19 protein-coding genes are annotated in these 17907 nt (G+C 60.1%); 2 read left to right on the top strand and 17 right to left on the bottom strand.

The annotated features are described in order from the left end of the window. The 8 genes from pabC to KUIN1_RS08535 all read right to left on the bottom strand — a co-directional run bounded on the left by pabC (position 1) and on the right by KUIN1_RS08535 (position 6175). Positions 1–816, bottom strand: coding sequence for an aminodeoxychorismate lyase (gene pabC / locus KUIN1_RS08570; protein ID WP_024643100.1), 816 nt, complete (start codon positions 814–816; stop codon positions 1–3). Next, entirely contained in the window at positions 816–2060 is a 1245-nt protein-coding gene (gene fabF, locus KUIN1_RS08565) for a beta-ketoacyl-ACP synthase II (protein ID WP_003390862.1), read from the bottom strand. The genes pabC and fabF overlap by 1 nt, the downstream gene beginning before the upstream one ends. A gap of 114 nt (positions 2061–2174) precedes the next feature. Then, positions 2175–2417 (bottom strand): acyl carrier protein, encoded by a 243-nt coding sequence (gene acpP, locus KUIN1_RS08560; RefSeq protein ID WP_004408315.1) that lies wholly within the window; start codon positions 2415–2417, stop codon positions 2175–2177. Between the two features lie 193 nt (positions 2418–2610). Then, positions 2611–3354, bottom strand: coding sequence for a 3-oxoacyl-ACP reductase FabG (gene fabG, locus KUIN1_RS08555; RefSeq protein ID WP_024639323.1), 744 nt, complete (start codon positions 3352–3354; stop codon positions 2611–2613). A gap of 15 nt (positions 3355–3369) precedes the next feature. Further along, on the bottom strand, positions 3370–4308 hold the full coding sequence (gene fabD, locus KUIN1_RS08550; RefSeq protein ID WP_011267150.1) for an ACP S-malonyltransferase: 939 nt from the start codon (positions 4306–4308) through the stop codon (positions 3370–3372). 116 nt (positions 4309–4424) lie between these two features. Beyond that, positions 4425–5447: a phosphate acyltransferase PlsX gene (plsX, locus tag KUIN1_RS08545; protein ID WP_024643102.1), complete on the bottom strand. Its 1023-nt coding sequence runs from the start codon at positions 5445–5447 to the stop codon at positions 4425–4427. 4 nt (positions 5448–5451) lie between these two features. Then, entirely contained in the window at positions 5452–5634 is a 183-nt protein-coding gene (gene rpmF, locus KUIN1_RS08540) for a 50S ribosomal protein L32 (RefSeq protein WP_002552688.1), read from the bottom strand. A gap of 13 nt (positions 5635–5647) precedes the next feature. Continuing rightward, positions 5648–6175, bottom strand: a complete 528-nt coding sequence (locus KUIN1_RS08535; RefSeq protein WP_003390869.1) for a YceD family protein — start codon at positions 6173–6175, stop codon at positions 5648–5650. A gap of 106 nt (positions 6176–6281) precedes the next feature. Here KUIN1_RS08535 and KUIN1_RS08530 point away from each other — a divergent pair, with 106 nt between their 5' ends. Then, positions 6282–6860 carry a Maf family protein gene (locus tag KUIN1_RS08530; protein ID WP_024661285.1) on the top strand — a complete coding sequence of 193 codons (579 nt, stop codon included), beginning with the start codon at positions 6282–6284 and terminating at the stop codon, positions 6858–6860. Positions 6861–6915: 55 nt separating this feature from the next. Here KUIN1_RS08530 and sppA read toward each other — a convergent pair whose 3' ends face one another. From sppA to rluC, 3 genes are read right to left on the bottom strand one after another with little or no spacing between them, the layout of a single operon-like run. Next, the gene (gene sppA / locus KUIN1_RS08525; RefSeq protein WP_011267147.1) at positions 6916–7914 is read right to left on the bottom strand and encodes a signal peptide peptidase SppA; all 999 of its coding nucleotides are present in this window, start codon (positions 7912–7914) and stop codon (positions 6916–6918) included. A 24-nt stretch (positions 7915–7938) separates the two neighbouring features. Then, positions 7939–8601, bottom strand: a complete 663-nt coding sequence (locus tag KUIN1_RS08520) for an HAD-IA family hydrolase (protein WP_004408320.1) — start codon at positions 8599–8601, stop codon at positions 7939–7941. Beyond that, positions 8591–9547 carry a 23S rRNA pseudouridine(955/2504/2580) synthase RluC gene (gene rluC, locus KUIN1_RS08515; RefSeq protein ID WP_003317474.1) on the bottom strand — a complete coding sequence of 319 codons (957 nt, stop codon included), beginning with the start codon at positions 9545–9547 and terminating at the stop codon, positions 8591–8593. The genes KUIN1_RS08520 and rluC overlap by 11 nt, the downstream gene beginning before the upstream one ends. Before the next feature lie 726 nt (positions 9548–10273). Between rluC and rne the strand changes: the two genes are divergently transcribed. Beyond that, positions 10274–13579 carry a ribonuclease E gene (gene rne / locus KUIN1_RS08510; RefSeq protein ID WP_162496827.1) on the top strand — a complete coding sequence of 1102 codons (3306 nt, stop codon included), beginning with the start codon at positions 10274–10276 and terminating at the stop codon, positions 13577–13579. A 154-nt stretch (positions 13580–13733) separates the two neighbouring features. Here rne and murB read toward each other — a convergent pair whose 3' ends face one another. From murB to KUIN1_RS08480, 6 genes are read right to left on the bottom strand one after another with little or no spacing between them, the layout of a single operon-like run. Continuing rightward, the gene (murB, locus tag KUIN1_RS08505; protein WP_024642747.1) at positions 13734–14753 is read right to left on the bottom strand and encodes a UDP-N-acetylmuramate dehydrogenase; all 1020 of its coding nucleotides are present in this window, start codon (positions 14751–14753) and stop codon (positions 13734–13736) included. A gap of 34 nt (positions 14754–14787) precedes the next feature. Beyond that, positions 14788–15552: a 3-deoxy-manno-octulosonate cytidylyltransferase gene (gene kdsB / locus KUIN1_RS08500; RefSeq protein WP_024639315.1), complete on the bottom strand. Its 765-nt coding sequence runs from the start codon at positions 15550–15552 to the stop codon at positions 14788–14790. Continuing rightward, the gene (locus tag KUIN1_RS08495) at positions 15549–15734 is read right to left on the bottom strand and encodes a Trm112 family protein (RefSeq protein WP_002552679.1); all 186 of its coding nucleotides are present in this window, start codon (positions 15732–15734) and stop codon (positions 15549–15551) included. Before KUIN1_RS08495 ends, kdsB begins: the two co-directional genes overlap by 4 nt. 17 nt (positions 15735–15751) lie before the next feature. After that, positions 15752–16747: a tetraacyldisaccharide 4'-kinase gene (gene lpxK, locus KUIN1_RS08490; protein ID WP_152091936.1), complete on the bottom strand. Its 996-nt coding sequence runs from the start codon at positions 16745–16747 to the stop codon at positions 15752–15754. Beyond that, entirely contained in the window at positions 16747–17178 is a 432-nt protein-coding gene (locus tag KUIN1_RS08485; protein WP_003317468.1) for an ExbD/TolR family protein, read from the bottom strand. Before KUIN1_RS08485 ends, lpxK begins: the two co-directional genes overlap by 1 nt. Continuing rightward, positions 17175–17891 (bottom strand): MotA/TolQ/ExbB proton channel family protein, encoded by a 717-nt coding sequence (locus KUIN1_RS08480; protein ID WP_011267143.1) that lies wholly within the window; start codon positions 17889–17891, stop codon positions 17175–17177. The genes KUIN1_RS08485 and KUIN1_RS08480 overlap by 4 nt, the downstream gene beginning before the upstream one ends. Between the last annotated feature and the right edge of the window lie 16 nt (positions 17892–17907).

The following is a 17907-nucleotide window of genomic DNA, read 5'->3' as shown; positions in this document are numbered from 1 at the left end:
TCAGATATCCAGAAGGGTGCGAGCAATACCTTGCAGTTTACGGGTGAGCGGCCCGACCGGCCAGTTCAACGCTGCAAAGCTGCAAACCGGCCAGACGCCGTACACGCTGTTGCATAGAAACACTTCGTCTGCCGATTCAAGGTCAGACATGTGCAGGTCACGGATATCGACAGTCAGCCCCAGCTTTGGTGCCTGATCCAGCAATTCGGCACGCATCACACCTGCGACCCCGCAGCGGCTGAGATCAGCAGTCAGCAAACGGCCCTGACTGACCAGAAACAGGTTGCTGTAGACACCCTCTATCAGTCGTCCTGACGTGTCACGCATCAAGCCCTCGGCGTGCTCGCTGTCACTCCACTCGGAGCGGGCCAGTACCTGCTCCAGACGATTGAGGTGCTTGAGGCCGGCCAGAAGCGGTTGTTCCGCCAGACGCGTCTGGCAGGCAAACAGGCGCACGCCCTGCTCGGCATGCACACCCGGATAGGCTGGCGCAGGGCCGCCCTGCAGGATTCGACGCGATTGGGCATTGGGGGCAGGAGCGTAGCCGCGCTGGCTGTCGCCACGGGTCAGGATGAGCTTCATGACCCCATCACCAAGCTCTGCAGCGAAGCGGGTCATTTCAGCACGGATCAGCGCGTGATCGGTTGCGATCGACAAGCGCGCGCAGCCGCTTTCGAGACGCTGCAGATGACGCTCCAGAAGCAATGGCTGCCCGGCCTTGACGACGATGGTTTCAAACAGTCCATCGCCGTAGGCCAGCCCTCGGTCCTTGAGGGACAAGGCGTCTGCGGGGCAGCCATCGACCCAGTCGGGCATTACTCGGCGAACCGACGGAATACCAGCGAGCCGTTGGTGCCACCAAAGCCGAAGGAGTTCGACAGAACGACGTCGATCGGCATGCGGCGCGCTTCGTGAGGCACGAAGTCCAGATCGCAGCCTTCGCTTGGCTCATCCAGGTTGATGGTCGGCGGAGCCACCTGATCAACCATTGCCAGGACGCTGAAGATCGCTTCGACAGCACCGGCAGCGCCCAGCAGGTGGCCGGTCATCGACTTGGTCGAACTGACTGCCAGCTTGTAGGCGTGATCACCGAATACCGACTTGATCGCAGAAGCTTCGGCCAGATCGCCTGCAGGCGTCGACGTACCGTGTGCGTTGATGTACTGCACCTGATCGGGATTGACCTTGGCATCACGCAACGCATTGACGATGCAGCGTGCAGCACCGGCGCCGTCATCAGGTGGCGAGGTCATGTGATAAGCGTCGCCGCTCATGCCGAACCCGACCAGCTCTGCATAAATGGTCGCGCCACGCGCCTTGGCGTGCTCAAGCTCTTCGAGCACCATGGCACCGGCACCGTCGGACAGGACGAAGCCATCACGGCCCTTGTCCCAGGGACGACTGGCGCGGGTCGGGTCATCGTTGCGGGTCGACAGCGCACGCGCTGCACCGAAGCCGCCCAGACCGAGTCCACAGGCGGCCATTTCAGCGCCACCGGCGATCATCACGTCCGCTTCGTCATAGGCGATGTTGCGAGCCGCCATGCCGATGCAGTGGGTTGCAGTCGTGCAAGCCGTCGCGATGGAGTAATTGGGTCCCTGTGCGCCCAGGTGGATCGACAGGAAACCGGAAATCATATTGATGATCGAGCCAGGAACGAAGAACGGTGAAATCCGTCCCGGACCCTGCTCGTGCAGCAGGCGACTGCTGTTTTCGATATTGGTCAGACCACCGATGCCCGACCCCATGGCAACGCCGATGCGCTCACGGTTTGCATCAGTGACTTCGAGGCCTGCATTACGCACGGCCTGAAAGCTGGCCGCAAGGCCATACTGAATAAAGAGATCGAGGCGGCGCGCTTCTTTGGGCGCGAGGTATTCTTCGACGTTGAAACCCTTGACCGAGCCGCCGAAGCGGGTGGTGAAGGCTGACAAGTCCGTGTGCTCGATAAGGCCAATGCCACTGCGGCCCGCCAGAATGCCTTGCCAACTGCTGGGCACGTCATTGCCCAGTGGCGAAAGCATGCCCATCCCGGTGACCACGACGCGTCTACGCGACACAGGACTCTCCTTCTCTCTTGTTTACGGAACAATCACAGCGTTTTTTAAAGAAAAAACCGCACGCCGGTTAAAGCAGTGCGGTTTTCCCGTGACAGCAGTCAGCGATTACAAATCTTAAGCCTGATGGCTAGTGACGTAGTCGATTGCTGCTTGAACGGTAGTGATCTTTTCCGCTTCTTCGTCAGGGATTTCGGTCTCGAATTCCTCTTCCAGAGCCATTACCAGCTCGACGGTGTCCAGGGAGTCAGCGCCCAGGTCCTCAACGAAAGAAGCAGTGTTGACAACCTCTTCTTGTTTGACGCCAAGTTGCTCTGCAACGATTTTCTTGACGCGCTCTTCGATGGATGTGGTGCTCATACCTAGTTTTAACTCCTAGTGGAAATGTTCAGGCATCTGGCCAGTGGGTAAGTGTATAGAAGAGGTTTTGCGAATTTCAAGCTTAACGCTCTCCCCTTTTATGCCCAACCGTACCTTTGCCCATTCATAGATTGCAGCTTTATAACGGATTTTAGACAGCTCGTATGACATTTTTTTGAAACAGGTCGTCACATTAGCTCATGTACATGCCGCCGTTAACAGGGATTGTGGCCCCGGTAACGTAGCCTGCGCCTTCGGACGCAAGAAAAGCGACTACGTGCGCAATCTCTTCGGCTTGCCCCAAACGGCCCAGGGGTATCTGGGTAATCAGTGACTCACGCTGAGCCTCAGGCAGCTCACGCGTCATGTCGGTATCGATAAAACCCGGTGCCACCGAATTCACGGTGACCGCCCGCGAGCCCACTTCACGGGCCAGAGCCCGACTGAAGCCTTCCAGACCGGCCTTCGCGGAAGCATAGTTTACTTGACCGGCGTTGCCCATGGCACCCACAACCGAACCAATGCTGATAATACGCCCCCAACGCGCCTTGGTCATACCACGCAAAACGCCCTTGGAAAGACGGAAAAGGCTGTTCAGATTGGTGTTGACGACGTCATACCATTCGTCATCTTTCATGCGCATCATCAGGTTATCACGGGTGATACCGGCGTTATTGACCAGAATCAACGGTGCGCCGACGCGCTCCTGAATGGTGGACAGAACCGAATTCACAGACTCGGCGTCGCAGACATCCAGCATCAGGCCAAAGCCTTCGATGCCGTTTTCCTTGAACGTCGTACTGATGCGCTCGGCGCCGGACTCTGACGTCGCGGTACCCACGACAACAGCACCGTTGCGTCCCAATTCCAGAGCAATGGCTTGGCCAATGCCGCGACTTGCACCGGTTACCAGTGCCACTTTACCTTGAAGGCTCATGCAGGCTTCTCCTAATCAGGCCAGTGCCGCGCGCGCGGCGGCAAAGGCGTCCGGGGTATCAAGGTTGTAGGTCATCACGCCGTCGGCGCAACGTTTGTTCAGACCGGCCAGCACTTTGCCCGGACCGCATTCCACGAGCTGGGTCGCACCGCGGCTCGCCAGGCATTGAATGGACTCGACCCAACGCACCGGCTTGTACAACTGCTCCAGCAAATCACGCTTGAGCGTCGCCAGATCACTGACGGCACTGGCGCTGACGTTCTGTACCAGCGCAATTTCCGGCGCTTGCCATTCGATGGCTTCAACGGCCTCGGCGAAACGCTCGGCGGCCGGGCGCATCAGTTCGCAGTGCGATGGCACGCTGACCGGCAATGGCAAGGCGCGCTTGGCGCCACGGGCCTTGCACAGCTCCATGGCACGCTTGACGGCCTCGGCGGAACCGGCGATCACCACTTGACCCGGCGAGTTGAAATTCACCGCGCTGACGACTTCACCCTGTGCCGCTTCGGCGCAGGCTGCAATAACGTCAGCATCATCCAGACCCAGAATGGCGGCCATGCCGCCCTGACCCGCCGGCACCGCTTCCTGCATCAACTGGCCGCGACGCTCGACAAGCTTTACGGCGTCGGCCAGGCTCAGGCTTTGCGCGGCTACCAGTGCGCTGTATTCACCCAGACTGTGACCGGCGACGAATGCAGGAACCGCACCGCCCTCGGCCAGCCACACGTGCCACAAGGCAACGGAAGCGGTCAGAATGGCCGGCTGGGTCTTGTCGGTCTGGTTGAGCAGCTCGGCAGGACCGTTCTGAGTCAATGCCCACAGGTCGTAGCCGAGGGCTTCGGAAGCCTGCTCGAAAGTGTCGAGGATCAGCGGATGGTGCGCGCCTTGCTCGGCGAGCATACCGAGCGATTGCGATCCTTGACCCGGAAAGACGAATGCGAGGGATGCAGACATTTGACAAGCCTCTGAATTATTGTCGCCAAAATGGGCGTCCGGACAGGCCGAACGCGGGAATTCTAATGTACATGACTGATCGGTTGGATGACTGACCAGTCTGATGCGTCACATTTTCAGGTTCGGCCGTCCTGAAACATCGTCTCAAGCCGCCCCTTCAAACGCTGTGGCAGGTTTTCACGGGATTCGACGACCGCTCGCTGAATCGCACTCTGAAAACCTGAAACACTTGCAGAACCGTGGCTTTTCACCACGACCCCCTGCAATCCGAGCAGGCTCGCACCATTATGACGGGCGGGCGCCAGATCGGTCTGCAAACGCCTCAACAAGGGCAACGCCAGCGCGCCGACCGCTCTGCTGAGCAGATTGCGCTGGAACAGCGTCTCGATTCTGGCCGCAATCATGGTCGCCAGACCCTCACTCGACTTGAGCAACACGTTGCCGACGAAACCATCACACACCACCACGTCAGCCTCTCCCCTGTACAACCCGTCGCCTTCGACATAGCCAATGTAGTTAAGCCCCGAGGCAGCCTGTAAAAGACCGGCAGCACGCTTGACCTGCTGATTGCCCTTGATGTCTTCAGTGCCCACATTGAGCAAGGCCACTCTGGGCGTTGCGACACCAAGGATCTCGGCAAGCACCGAGCCCATTACCGCAAACTGATAGAGCGCCTCGGCGCTGCAATCGACGTTCGCCCCCAGGTCCAGCAACTGGCAATGACCCGAGCGAGTAGGAATAGCTGCGATCATTGCCGGGCGGTCGATCCCTGGCAAGGTCTTGAGCACAAACCGCGAAAGCGCCATCAGCGCACCGGTATTGCCGGCACTGACACATGCCTGGGCCTGACCGCTGGCCACCAGCTCGAGAGCAACGCGCATGGAAGAGTCAGGCTTGCCACGCAACGCCTGAGACGGACGCTCGTCCATCGCAATCGCTTCACTGGCATGAATGACACGCAGGCGCGAACGATCCACGGCTTCATGAGCAGAGACGAGTTCTTCAATAAGGGAGGCTTGGCCGACAAGGGCCAGGTGAAGCGAGGGAGTAGCTGTCAGGCACGCGAGGCTTGCCTGAACAATGTTGCGGGGACCGAAGTCCCCGCCCATTGCGTCGATCGCGATGATCGGAGCGGACAAGAAATTACTCGTCAGCGCCCTTGTCGATCACTTTACGACCACGGTATACGCCTTCTGGCGATACGTGGTGACGCAGGTGAATTTCACCAGTGGTCTTTTCTACCGACAGAGTGCTTGCCTCAAGAGCGTCGTGCGAACGACGCATGTCACGGGCAGAGCGGGATTTTTTGTTCTGCTGAACAGCCATAATTGATTAACTCCTAAACGTTTGGGTCACGCTTTAACTGCGCCAATACACTGAACGGGTTGGACCGCGTTACCTCGTCCACGCTCGGTTCGGGCTCATCGAGACCCGCCGGTTGCTGGCATTCTTCAGGATGATGAGCAGGCACAATGGGCAAGGCGAGCAATAGCTCCTCCTCGATCAATGCCAGCAGATCCAAAGGATCTTCGCCCAGTTCCAGCACGTCATAACCTTTCGGTAACGACTGGGTATTCGCACCCTCCTTCACCACAACGTAACTGCATTCGCTGTGGATCGGCAGGGTCACCAGCTCAAGACAACGCTGGCAAACCATCTTGACCGGGACGTCTATCGAACTGTGGATAACCACAGAACGGCGTTCGTCACGCTCAAAAACGAATTTCGCCTGCACCGTACCGACAGTGTCGGCAAGCGGGTCGCAGAGTCTCTTCAGATCGCCCAGCAGCACTTCACCCTGAAGGGTAGTGCCGCGATCGGACAATTTGCGCGGGTCAACGTGAGATGGAATCGGGTCATTCAACATAGGCGCAGCATTCTAGGGATGCCCCCCGGGCATGTCAAAGGAAATTCAGGCCTGTTCGTCACTCCGACCACTCTTTAGAATCAACGCTCAGCCTACGGAGAACCGCATGCCATCCCTGCTCCTCGCTTCCAGCTCCTCATACCGCCGCGAACTGCTCGCCCGCCTGCGCCTGCCATTCACCTGCAGGTCTCCGGATATCGATGAAAGCCGGCGACCGGACGAGGCCGCATTCGACCTCGTACAGCGCCTTGCCCGGGAGAAAGCCGAAGCACTCACTGCAGAGCATCATCACCACCTGATCATCGGCTCCGACCAGGTCGCCGTCCTTGACGAACAGGTCCTGGGCAAGCCGCACAGCTTCGAACGCGCACTGGAACAGCTGACGGCGGCGAGCGGCAAAAGCGTGACCTTCCTGACCGGCCTGGCCCTGTTCAACAGCTCGACCGGCGAGTGCCAGGTCGACTGCGTGCCTTTTACAGTGCACATGCGCGAACTCGACCGGGCCAGCATCGAACGCTACCTGCATGCCGAACAGCCCTATGACTGCGCGGGCAGCTTCAAGGCAGAAGGCCTTGGCGTCAGCCTGTTTCGCAGCACCGAAGGCAGCGACGCGACCAGCCTGATCGGTCTCCCCCTGATACGTCTGGTGGACATGCTAATAAAGGAAGGCGTCAGCGTACCCTGACACTCAGACAAAGAACCCGGCCAGTGGCCGGGTTCTTTATATCTGCATCAAGCCATCAACGCAGGCTTGGGCCGTTGAAACCGACCAGCATGGCAATTCGCTCGGCGATGCTGGTGCCCAGCTTTTTCGAAAAGCGATCAAAAGGCGACTCTTCGACGGTGTACTCGACGATGTCCTTCTCCTTGATCACATCCCGCGCGACATAGCTCGCACTGCCCAACCCATCCACCAGACCGAGCGCAACAGCCTGCTCGCCGGTCCAGATCAGCCCGGAGAACAGCTCTGGGTGGTCCTTGTCCTTCAAGCGGTCGCCACGACCCTGTTTGACACTGGCAATGAACTGGCGATGAGTCGTGTCCAGCACACCCTGCCAGAACTGCGTTTCGTCAGCCTTCTGTGGCTGGAACGGGTCAAGGAACGCCTTGTGCTCGCCGGAGGTATAGGTACGACGATCAACGCCGAGCTTGTCCATGGCTCCGACAAAGCCGAAACCTGCTGCCGTCACACCGATCGACCCCACCAGACTGGCCTTGTCGGCATAGATCTGGTCAGCGGCGCTGGCGATGTAATAAGCGCCCGAAGCACCGAGATCGGTAATGACCGCATACACCTTGATGTCCGGCTTCGCCGCGCGCAGGCGACGGATTTCGTCGTAGACATAGCCCGACTGCACAGGACTGCCGCCCGGGCTGTTGATACGCAGAATCACACCCTTGGTCTTTTCATCCTCGAAGGCCTTCTGCAGCGCAGTGACGATGTTCTCGGCACTGGCCGCCTCCTTGTCGGCAATCACGCCCTGCACATCGATCAGCGCAGTGTGACTGGAACGGCGCGAAGTGCCGCCCTCGAAATCCAGCATCGGAACGATCACTGCAACAAACAGGAACGCGAACGTCAGCAGCTTGAAAAAGATCCCCCAGCGACGCGCGCGGCGCTGTTCCTGAACACTGGCCAGCAGCGTCTTTTCAAGAAGCTTCCAGCTTTTAGCCTCTTCCCTGCCATTGATGCCCTCGTCCGCGCTTTGCGAAACGGGTGCCTTCCATTCGTCAGACATGTTCCAATCACTCCAACCCGAAAACTAGACGCTGCGCCCGTTCAACCAGGTGCGCAGCTCGGAAAAATGCTCGATAGCCAGCCGCGGCTCGAACTGGCGCAGCGACTCCAGCGGCTGAGCGCCATAACCCACCGCAACCGAATCCATACCCGCGTTGCGAGCCATCAGCAGATCGAACGAAGCATCGCCGATCATCAGCGAACGCTGCGGCGTAACCCCGCAGTGCGCCATGATCTCGTTCAACATCAGCGGATCAGGCTTGCTGGCGGTCTCGTCGGCCGCGCGGGTAGCATCGAAGTAATCCAGCCAGCCATTGGCCTTCAGCACCCGATCGAGCCCGCGACGCGCCTTGCCGGTAGCGACCGCCAGACGATAGCCGTCCTCGCGAAACGCCTGTATCGATTCCACCACACCGTCGAACAGCGGCGACGGCACGCTATCCATTGCCATGTAACTGTCCGCGTAGTGCTGCCGAAATTCGATCAACTGATTGCCACTGATCTGCGGATACAGGGTTCGAATCGCCTCGGGCAGCCCCAGACCGATAATCCCCTTGATCGCCGTATCGTCGCGCACTTCAAGATCGGTCTCGATGGCCGCCGTGCGCATCGACAGGATGATGCGCCCGACCGAGTCGGCCAGTGTGCCGTCCCAGTCGAAAATCAACAGATCGTAATCACGGCGCACTCAGACGCTCCACTGTTTTGGCCCACATGTCATCGACAGGCGCCTGCACATTAAGTTTGCTGCCATCGGGCATCGGCACCGTCAGCATGTAGGCATGCAGAAACAGACGCTTGCCGCCCAGATCGCGAATTTCGCGACTGAAATTCTCGTCACCGTACTTGGTGTCACCTGCTATGGCATGCCCCGCATGCAAGGTGTGCACACGGATCTGGTGAGTCCGCCCGGTGACCGGCTTGGCTTCGACCATGGTGGCGAAGTCACCGAAACGACGCAGCACCTTGAAAATCGTCAGGGCTTCCTTGCCCTCTTCATTCACTTCGACCATGCGCTCGCCGGAGCGCAGGTTGCTTTTCATCAATGGCGCACGCACCTGCTTCAGCGCCGTTGCCCAGTTACCGCGGACCAGCGCCATGTAGCGCTTGTCGACGCCGTCGCCGCGCAGGGCTTCGTGCAGATGCCGCAGCATGCTGCGTTTCTTGGCGATCATCAGCAGACCGGATGTATCGCGATCAAGGCGGTGCACCAGCTCGAGCTCCTTGGCATCCGGGCGCAACTGGCGGAACGCTTCGATCACGCCAAAGCTCAGGCCGCTGCCGCCATGCACGGCAATACCTGCAGGCTTGTTGAGCACGATAAGCGCCTTGTCTTCATAGACAATCGCCGCTTCGAGACGCTGCAGCAGCGCCTGCGCAACCGGCACGGGCTCGTCGCGCTCAGGCACGCGCACAGGAGGAATGCGCACGATATCGCCTGCCTGCAACTTGTACTCCGGCTTGATCCGCCCCTTGTTCACACGCACTTCGCCTTTGCGCAAAATGCGGTAAATCAAGGTTTTGGGCACACCCTTGAGATAAGTGATCAGAAAGTTATCGATGCGTTGACCGGCAAGTTCCGGGGCAACCTCAACCAGCTGGACGCCGGGGGTTGGAGGGGCAATATTCGTCATGCCGCAAATGATAACAATTTTTTATGGATTTGAAGCACTTAATGATTGCTGCTATAGTCGCGAACGCCGCCAAAAGCGGCCGGACAGCGGACCAACGGTTGACAACCGGCCCTGACCAACGCAATTCACAAGGACGGGAGGCCGTCCTACGCGGTGTTCGGTGACAACGGAGCACGCTGAAAACGTAACAAGCGCAGGTGACATGAGGCCGGAAACACGCCTGACAGCAGAGCAGACAGCTCGTGGCCAGTGCGGACAGTTCATGGCCAGTTCACAAAGTGCAGTCGCTTTCAGACGCTACGAGCGAATGCTTCGGGAACAACGCCTCAAGCCATGATGCGCGACCTTCCCTATCGAAGGTCGCGGTAAATGCCAACCCGCTGCGGATTCTGCGCGCGGCAGCACCCGAATTATCAGGGATACGTGTAGGGTGGAGACGCACAACCATCGGACTGTGTAGCACAAGGCTTGTTCTAGACGCTTCATCTCGTCCGCTACCGATGGTCGATTCCTCCTCCTGACAAAGCTTTTGCTGAAAGGGGTGTCTTATGCCACCACAGCAAGCAGGAAACGTCGTCGCGACCCTCCGCCCCCTCTGGGCGAGGACCTCGCTAGACACTGGAGTGTCCAACCACTCCTGACGTGCCCTGACACCGACCGTGAGAAGTCGTGTGTGCCGAACGCCGTTTCCGGCAGCCCGGAAACCGACGGTACTACATGAAAAGAATGCTGATTAACGCAACTCAACCCGAAGAGTTGCGTGTTGCACTGGTAGACGGCCAGCGCCTCTACGACCTGGACATCGAGTCAGGTGCACGCGAGCAGAAGAAGGCCAACATCTATAAAGGCCGAATCACTCGCATCGAACCCAGCCTTGAGGCTGCCTTTGTCGATTTCGGCTCTGAGCGCCACGGCTTTCTGCCCCTCAAGGAAATCTCCCGCGAGTACTTCAAGAAAGCCCCTGAAGGCCGCGTCAACATCAAGGACGTCCTGAGCGAAGGCCAGGAAGTCATCGTTCAGGTCGAGAAAGAAGAACGTGGCAACAAGGGCGCAGCCCTGACCACCTTCATCAGCCTTGCCGGCCGCTACCTGGTTCTGATGCCCAACAACCCTCGTGCCGGCGGCATCTCGCGTCGTATCGAAGGTGAAGAGCGCAACGAACTGCGTGAAGCCCTCAATGGCCTGATCGCGCCAGCCGACATGGGTCTGATCGTTCGTACTGCAGGCCTGGGCCGCAGCAGCGAAGAAATGCAGTGGGACCTCGATTACCTGCTGCAACTGTGGACCGCCATCAAGGAAGCGTCCCTCGATCGCTCCGCCCCTTTCCTTATCTACCAGGAAAGCAACGTCATCATCCGCGCTATCCGCGACTACCTGCGTCAGGATATCGGTGAAGTCCTGATCGACAGCATCGAAGCCCAGGAAGAAGCACTGACCTTCATCCGTCAGGTGATGCCGCAGTACGCCAGCAAGATCAAGCTTTACGAAGACAGCGTCCCGCTGTTCAACCGCTTCCAGATCGAAAGCCAGATCGAAACCGCCTTCCAGCGCGTTGTCGAACTGCCTTCCGGCGGCTCCATCGTCATCGATCCGACCGAAGCCCTGGTGTCCATCGACATCAACTCGGCGCGCGCCACCAAAGGCAGCGACATCGAAGAAACTGCCCTGCAGACCAACCTTGAAGCGGCTGAGGAAATCGCCCGTCAACTGCGTCTGCGTGACATCGGCGGCCTGATCGTCATCGACTTCATCGACATGACGCCGGCCAAGAACCAGCGCGCCGTGGAAGAGAAAGTCCGCGAAAGCCTGGAAGCCGACCGTGCCCGCGTGCAGATCGGTCGTATTTCGCGCTTCGGCCTGCTGGAAATGTCCCGTCAGCGCCTGCGTCCATCGCTGGGCGAAAGCAGCGGCATCGTCTGCCCTCGCTGCAACGGCACCGGCATCATCCGTGATGTTGAATCGCTGTCGCTGGCCATCCTGCGCCTGATCGAAGAAGAAGCCCTGAAAGACCGCACTGCCGAAGTGCGCGCTCAGGTGCCGATCCCGGTCGCCGCCTTCCTGCTCAACGAAAAACGCAACTCGATCACCAAGATCGAACTGCGCACCCGTGCCCGCATCATCATTCTGCCGAACGATCAGCTGGAAACGCCGCACTTCGAAGTTCAGCGTCTGCGTGATGACAGCCCTGAAGCGCACAGCAGCCAGACCAGCTACGAAATCGCTGCTGCCGCTGCCGAAGTGGAAGAAATTGCCCCGCTGGCCGCCGCAACCCGCACCCTGGTTCGTCAGGAAGCAGCCGTCAAGACTGCCCCGGCTCGTGCCAATGCTCCGGTCCCGGTAGAAGCCGCAGCCCCTGCACCAACGCCTGCACCGGCACCCGCCGCTCACGAGCCAAGCCTGTTCAAGGGTCTGGTGAAATCCCTGGTCAGCCTGTTCGCGACCAAGGAAGAGCCTGTTGCTCCGGTCGTGGTCGAGAAACCTGTTGCAGAACAGCGTCCAGCCCGCAACGAAGAACGCCGCAACGGCCGCCAGCAGAGCCGTGGCCGCAACAATCGCCGCGACGAAGAGCGCAAGCCTCGTGAAGAACGCGCCCCCCGCGAAGAACGTGCAGAGCGCGCACCTCGCGAAGAGCGTGCGCCGCGTGAGGAACGTGCACCTCGTGAAGAGCGCACCGTTCGCGAACCGCGTGAAGCCCGCGAGGAGTCGACACCGCGCGAAGAGCGTCCAGCCCGTACCACCCGCGAGCGCAAGCCACGTGAAGCGCGCGAAGATCGCCCGGTTCGCGAACTGCGCGAGCCTCTGGATGCAGCACCTGCGGTGAGCCTCGCTCGTGAGGAGCGCCCTGAACGCGCACCACGCGAAGAGCGCCAGCCGCGCGCACCTCGTGAAGAACGTCAACCACGCGCCGAACAGGCCGCGGCTGCCGTGAGCGAAGAAGAGGAAGTGCTGCTCAACGAAGAGCAGACCAACGACGAGAACCAGGAAGGCAACGACGGTAGCGAAGGCGACCGCCCTCGCCGCCGCTCGCGTGGCCAGCGTCGTCGCAGCAATCGTCGTGAGCGTCAGCGCGATGCCAATGGCAACGTGATCGAAGGCTCCGAAGAGAACGGCAACGAAGAAGAAGGCAGCGCCACCGACCTGTCGGCGGGTCTGGGCTTCACCGCCGCAGCTTCCGCTGCCAGCAGCGTGATCAGCGCGCCTGCCGAAGCCGACGCGCATCAGCAGGCCGAACGTGCCAACAGCAACGCAGCCACTGCGGACGCCGAGCCTGTGCATCAGGAAACTGCTGCCGAAGCGCCTGTGACTGAAACGTCAGTAGCTGAAACGCCAGCCACCGAAGCACCGGTTGCCGAAAAAGCACAGACCGTTGCCGAGCCGACTGTCGAAGCACCGGCCGTTGAAGCCCCTGTGGCAGACGATGCTCCTGTAGCGCAGCCTGCTCCAGAGGTTGAAGTTCAGCCGGCAGCGGTCGAAGCACCTGCGATTGCTGCACAGTCCGAACTGTTCGAAGCACCTCACGCAGAACGCGTAGTGCCGTTCAAGCCGACGCCAGAGCCAGCACCACAGGCGCCGGTCGAAGCAGCGGCTCATGAGGAAGTGCCAGCCACTGAATCATCCGAACTGCCAACGCCTGCACCTGCTGCTGTCGTCGAGCCGGTAGCGCTGAAAGAAGAACCTGCTCCTTACGTCGCGCCTCAGCCGGTCGTTGAAGAACAGGCTCCGGCCCCACAAGAGCAGGCACCTGCGGCGGTAGAAGCAGCGCCTGCACCAGTGGTCAGCAGCACGGGCCGCGCACCGAACGATCCTCGTGAAGTTCGTCGCCGCAAGCGTGAAGAAGAAGCACGTCGTCAACAGGAAGCCGCTGCTGCCAGCGCTCCAGTCGTCGAGGCGGCGCCTGCTGCCGCTGAAGCAGAATCGGCCCAGCCTTCACCGGCAGCCGAGGAAAAGACCGAAGAAGCGGCAACTGAGCAACCAGCAGTTAAACCGCAACATGAAGCCGAGAAAGAAAACGAGCCTAAACCCCTCGTCTAACCCCGGCCCATGAAAAAGCCCCGCCTGTGCAAACAGGCGGGGCTTTTTCATGTCCGTTGATTGAGGCTTGCACCACGCTCATCTTCAATACGCGGCGCTTGATCTGATCTCTTCGCGAGCGAGCTCCCTCTCACAAGAGACCATCCCCAGGCTATCAGTAGAGGTTCGGCTCCATTTCCAGCTCGACACCAAAACGTTCAGCGATGTCGGTCTGTATACGGCGCGCCAGACTTAGTAGCTGCAAGCCACTGGCCTGCCCATAGTTGACCAGCACCAGCGACTGGAGCTTGTGCACGCCGGCGTCACCATCGCGATAGCCCTTCCAGCCTGCCTGCTCGATCAGCCACCCGGCCGCCAGCTTCACTCGACCATCGTCCTGCGGGTAGCCGACGACGCCTGGGTGCTGCTGTTTGATCGTTGCGTACAGTTCGGCAGTGATAATCGGGTTTTTGAAGAAACTGCCGGCATTGCCCAGCATTGCTGGGTCAGGCAGCTTTTCACTGCGAATGGCGCAGATCGCACGGCTGACATCGAACGGCGTCGGCCGATCGATACCCTGCTCGTCGAGACGCTGACGAACCGGGCCATATTCGAGGTGCAGGCGAGCTACGCGACTGAGCTTGAAACGCACACGCAGGATCAACCAGCGCGCGACCTGATGCTTGAACACGCTGTCGCGGTAGCCGAACGCACAGTCCTGCAGAGAAAACTCGCGCAATTCGCCGGTTTCACGATCCAGCGCAGTCAGGCTATGGAAGACATCCTTGATCTCGACGCCATAAGCACCGATGTTCTGCATGGGTGCCGCGCCAACGGTGCCTGGGATCAGACTGAGGTTTTCCAGCCCCGCCAGCCCCAGCTCCAGACAGGACTGCACGAACGGATGCCAGGGCTCGCCAGCTTCTGCCTCGACAATCGACTCGAGACAGTCCTCGTGCACGATGCGAATGCCGCGGCTGGCCATGCGCACCACCAATGACTGCACGTCAGCGCTGAGCAGCAGGTTGCTGCCACCACCAATCACCAGCAGCGGCACGTCATGCCTGGCCGAGTAGGCCAGCGCCTCGCGAACATCATCATCGCTGTGCGCTTCGGCAAACAACCGGGCCTGAACATCCACACCGAACGTATTGAACGGCTTGAGGGAAATCGCTGATTGCACCTGCAAGCTCATGCCCTCGCCTTCCCGGAACACTGGACGAAGCGCATCAACCCTCCAGCAAGCGCCTTACGCGCTCCAGGTCTTCGGGGGTATCGACGCCACCGGGTGGCGCTTCAAGCGCGTCGGCAACGTGAATTCGCACGCCATTCCACAGCGCCCGCAATTGTTCCAGGCTTTCGGTGTTTTCCAGCCAGCACGGGCCCCAACTGACGAAGTCATGCAGGAAACCCGCACGATAAGCGTAGATCCCGATGTGCCGACGATAAGGCACGCCGGCAGGCAGCTGGTCGCGATTTGCTGCAAGCGCATCGCGCGCCCACGGCAAGGGAGCCCGGCTGAACGTCAGCGCCAGGCCGTTGATGTCCGTAGCCACCTTGACGATATTGGGGTTGAACAACGCGGCCACGTCGTCGATAGGCTCGGCCAGCGTGGACATGCCGGCTTCGGGATGGGCGGCCAGATTGGACGCCACCTGATCGATCACCGCAGGCGGGATCATCGGCTCGTCGCCCTGCACATTGACGACAATCGCGTCAGCCGCCAGGCCCAATTGCGCGGCCACCTCGGCCAGACGATCGGTGCCGGAGTTGTGATCGTCGCGCGTCAGCAGCACTTGGGCACCAAAAGCCTGACAGGCTTCGACAATGCGCGCATCGTCGGTGGCAATCACCACGCGTTCGGCGCTGCTCTTGCAGGCCTGCTCCCAGACCAATTGAACCATGGGTTTGCCAGCAATGGTTTTCAGCGGCTTGCCCGGAAAGCGGCTGGAGCCGTAGCGCGCAGGAATGACAACGGTAAACGCTGCGGTCATTTTTCCAGCCGCTCGTCGGTGCTCAGGGTGCGAGCTTCGCTTTCGAGCATCACCGGGATGCCGTCGCGCACCGGATAGGCAAGGCCTGCGCCCTTGCTGATCAGCTCGGTCTTGTCGGCGCTAAGCTTCAATGGTCCCTTGCAGACAGGGCAAGCGAGGATATCGAGTAGTTTGGTGTCCATAGGAGATCCTGAAGCAATCATGGAGAAAGACGTAGCAGTTGCTGGTCGAACCAACCGACAAAGGCATCGGAAGGTACTGCATCCACTGCCAGATACCACCAGTCATCAGCGGCAAAGGCACGACACTTCACCGCATCCTTCTCGGTCATGACCAAGGGCAGCGCGGGTGCAAATGTCAGCGCTTGAGCACTGTAGACAGCATGGTCGGCGAACGCGTGAGGCACCGGTCGCCAGTGTAATCCTTCGAGGGTATTGAAGAAACGTCGGGGATTGCCGATTCCGGCGACCGCATGCAGCGCCTGCCCGGCCGGGAAATAATCCACTGGCTGACGTTCGCCACTGCGCAGATTGATCAGTGCCGAAGGCTTGAGCCTGAAGGCATAGCCGTCGTCCCTGTCAGCCGTGGCACCGTTATAAAGCAAGGCGTCGACACTGTTCAGCCGCTCGGCCGGTTCGCGTAACGGCCCGGCAGGCAGACAACGGCGATTGCCCAGACCACGGGCGGCATCGATCAGCACCAGTTCCAGGTCGCGGGCCAGCCGGTAATGCTGCAAGCCGTCGTCGGAAAGAATCACATCCAGCGATTCGGCAGCGAGCAAGGCTTGTACGGCGCGACTGCGATCCGGATCGATCATCAGCGGCACACCGCAGCGCTGCACGATGAGCAACGGCTCGTCCCCCGCCTCGCTGGCACTTTGTTCAGGCAGGACACGCCACGGCAGGCTTGGCGGTTTGGCGCCGTAGCCACGGCTGACCACACCGACACGCAAACCGCGACGGCGGCAATGCTCGATCATCCAGAGAATCAACGGCGTCTTGCCCGTGCCACCGACGGTGATATTACCCACCACAATGACCGGCACCGGCGCTCGATAGATATCACCTTCGCCCGCCAGAAACCGCGCCCGTTTGCGCTCTACGACACGCCGGTAAAGACCTTCGAGCGGGCGCAACAGCGCCAGCGCAGGGTGGCCCTTGTACCAGGCGTCGAGCAAACGGTCAGTGAATGCCATCAGTTAGCCGGTGTGGCCTCGACAGTGGTCATGCGCAGATGACTGAAGCCCAGCTTGCCCGCCGCATCCATGGCCGTGATGACCGACTGGTGCGGGGTCTTGCCGTCGGCGCTGATCGACAGCGGCAGGCTGGTATCGCCCCCCGACTCGCGCTGCAGCGCCTCGATCAGCGTCGCCAGGTCGTTTTTCGGCAACAACTGATTGTTCAGCGAGAAAATCCCGTCGGCGTTGATGGCAATGTCCAGCTGTTTGGCGCTGGCGTCCACGTCCGGCGTTCCGGTGACGGCCTGGGGCAGATCCACCCGCAACTGGGTTTCACGGGTAAAGGTGGTCGTCACAATGAAGAACAGCAGCAGGATGAACACCACATCAATCAGAGAGACCAGATTGATGTCGATGTTTTCCCGGGGTCTGCGACGGCGAAATTTCACTTCTTCTTGCCCCCGCCCGCTCTGGCCAGCGACTTGAGATCGATCTTGGCGTCGATCAGATCGACATCGCGGTCGCCCTGCACCACTTCAACCAGACGAATGGCCTGTTGTTCCATGCCGACTACCAGCTCATCGACGCGGCTCTGCAGAAAGCGATGAAAGAAAATCGCCGGGATCGCTACGATAAGACCCGACGCGGTACAGATCAGCGCCTTGGAAATACCACCTGCCAGCACACCGGCATTGGCGGTGGCCCCGGAGCTGTTGAACGAGCCGAAGATATCGATCATGCCCAGCACCGTGCCGAGCAAACCAAGCAACGGCGCCATGGCAGCGATCGAGCCCAGTGCGCTGAGGTAGCGCTCCAGTTCATGAATGACCCGGGCAGCGGCTTCTTCGATGCATTCCTTCATGATCTCGCGACCATGCCTGGAATTGGCCAGCCCTGCGGCAAGGATTTCGCCCAGCGGCGAGTCAGCGCGCAGCTGCTTGAGCTTTTCGCTGTCCAGCTTCTGTTCCTGAATCCACTGCCAGACCTGCCCGAGCAGGTGCGGTGGCGTGATACGGCTGGCACGCAACGTCCACAAGCGCTCGATGATGATGCCGGCGGCGGCGATGGAGCTCAGAATAATCGGCAGCATCATCCAGCCGCCAGATTTGACCAGTTCCCACACAGTGATCACTCCCTCGAAAAATTGGCGCCACTCTACCATAGGGTCGCCAAGTGCC

It is taken from the genome of Pseudomonas sp. KUIN-1 (assembly GCF_009176725.1).
GTDB classification, from domain to species: domain Bacteria; phylum Pseudomonadota; class Gammaproteobacteria; order Pseudomonadales; family Pseudomonadaceae; genus Aquipseudomonas; species Aquipseudomonas fragariae.
This window is presented reverse-complemented; position numbering and strand designations above follow the sequence as displayed.

Excerpts from the sequence above, each read along its gene's own strand:
- pabC (WP_024643100.1), bottom strand. The coding sequence starts at position 816 with ATGCCCGACTGGGTCGATGGCTGCCCCGCAGACGCCTTGTCCCTCAAG.
- acpP (WP_004408315.1), bottom strand. The coding sequence starts at position 2,417 with ATGAGCACCACATCCATCGAAGAGCGCGTCAAGAAAATCGTTGCAGAG.
- fabG (WP_024639323.1), bottom strand. The coding sequence starts at position 3,354 with ATGAGCCTTCAAGGTAAAGTGGCACTGGTAACCGGTGCAAGTCGCGGC.
- fabD (WP_011267150.1), bottom strand. The coding sequence starts at position 4,308 with ATGTCTGCATCCCTCGCATTCGTCTTTCCGGGTCAAGGATCGCAATCG.
- rpmF (WP_002552688.1), bottom strand. The coding sequence starts at position 5,634 with ATGGCTGTTCAGCAGAACAAAAAATCCCGCTCTGCCCGTGACATGCGT.
- KUIN1_RS08535 (WP_003390869.1), bottom strand. The coding sequence starts at position 6,175 with ATGTTGAATGACCCGATTCCATCTCACGTTGACCCGCGCAAATTGTCC.
- KUIN1_RS08530 (WP_024661285.1), top strand. The coding sequence starts at position 6,282 with ATGCCATCCCTGCTCCTCGCTTCCAGCTCCTCATACCGCCGCGAACTG.
- sppA (WP_011267147.1), bottom strand. The coding sequence starts at position 7,914 with ATGTCTGACGAATGGAAGGCACCCGTTTCGCAAAGCGCGGACGAGGGC.
- rluC (WP_003317474.1), bottom strand. The coding sequence starts at position 9,547 with ATGACGAATATTGCCCCTCCAACCCCCGGCGTCCAGCTGGTTGAGGTT.
- rne (WP_162496827.1), top strand. The coding sequence starts at position 10,274 with ATGCTGATTAACGCAACTCAACCCGAAGAGTTGCGTGTTGCACTGGTA.
- murB (WP_024642747.1), bottom strand. The coding sequence starts at position 14,753 with ATGAGCTTGCAGGTGCAATCAGCGATTTCCCTCAAGCCGTTCAATACG.
- kdsB (WP_024639315.1), bottom strand. The coding sequence starts at position 15,552 with ATGACCGCAGCGTTTACCGTTGTCATTCCTGCGCGCTACGGCTCCAGC.
- KUIN1_RS08495 (WP_002552679.1), bottom strand. The coding sequence starts at position 15,734 with ATGGACACCAAACTACTCGATATCCTCGCTTGCCCTGTCTGCAAGGGA.
- lpxK (WP_152091936.1), bottom strand. The coding sequence starts at position 16,747 with ATGGCATTCACTGACCGTTTGCTCGACGCCTGGTACAAGGGCCACCCT.
- KUIN1_RS08480 (WP_011267143.1), bottom strand. The coding sequence starts at position 17,891 with ATGGTAGAGTGGCGCCAATTTTTCGAGGGAGTGATCACTGTGTGGGAA.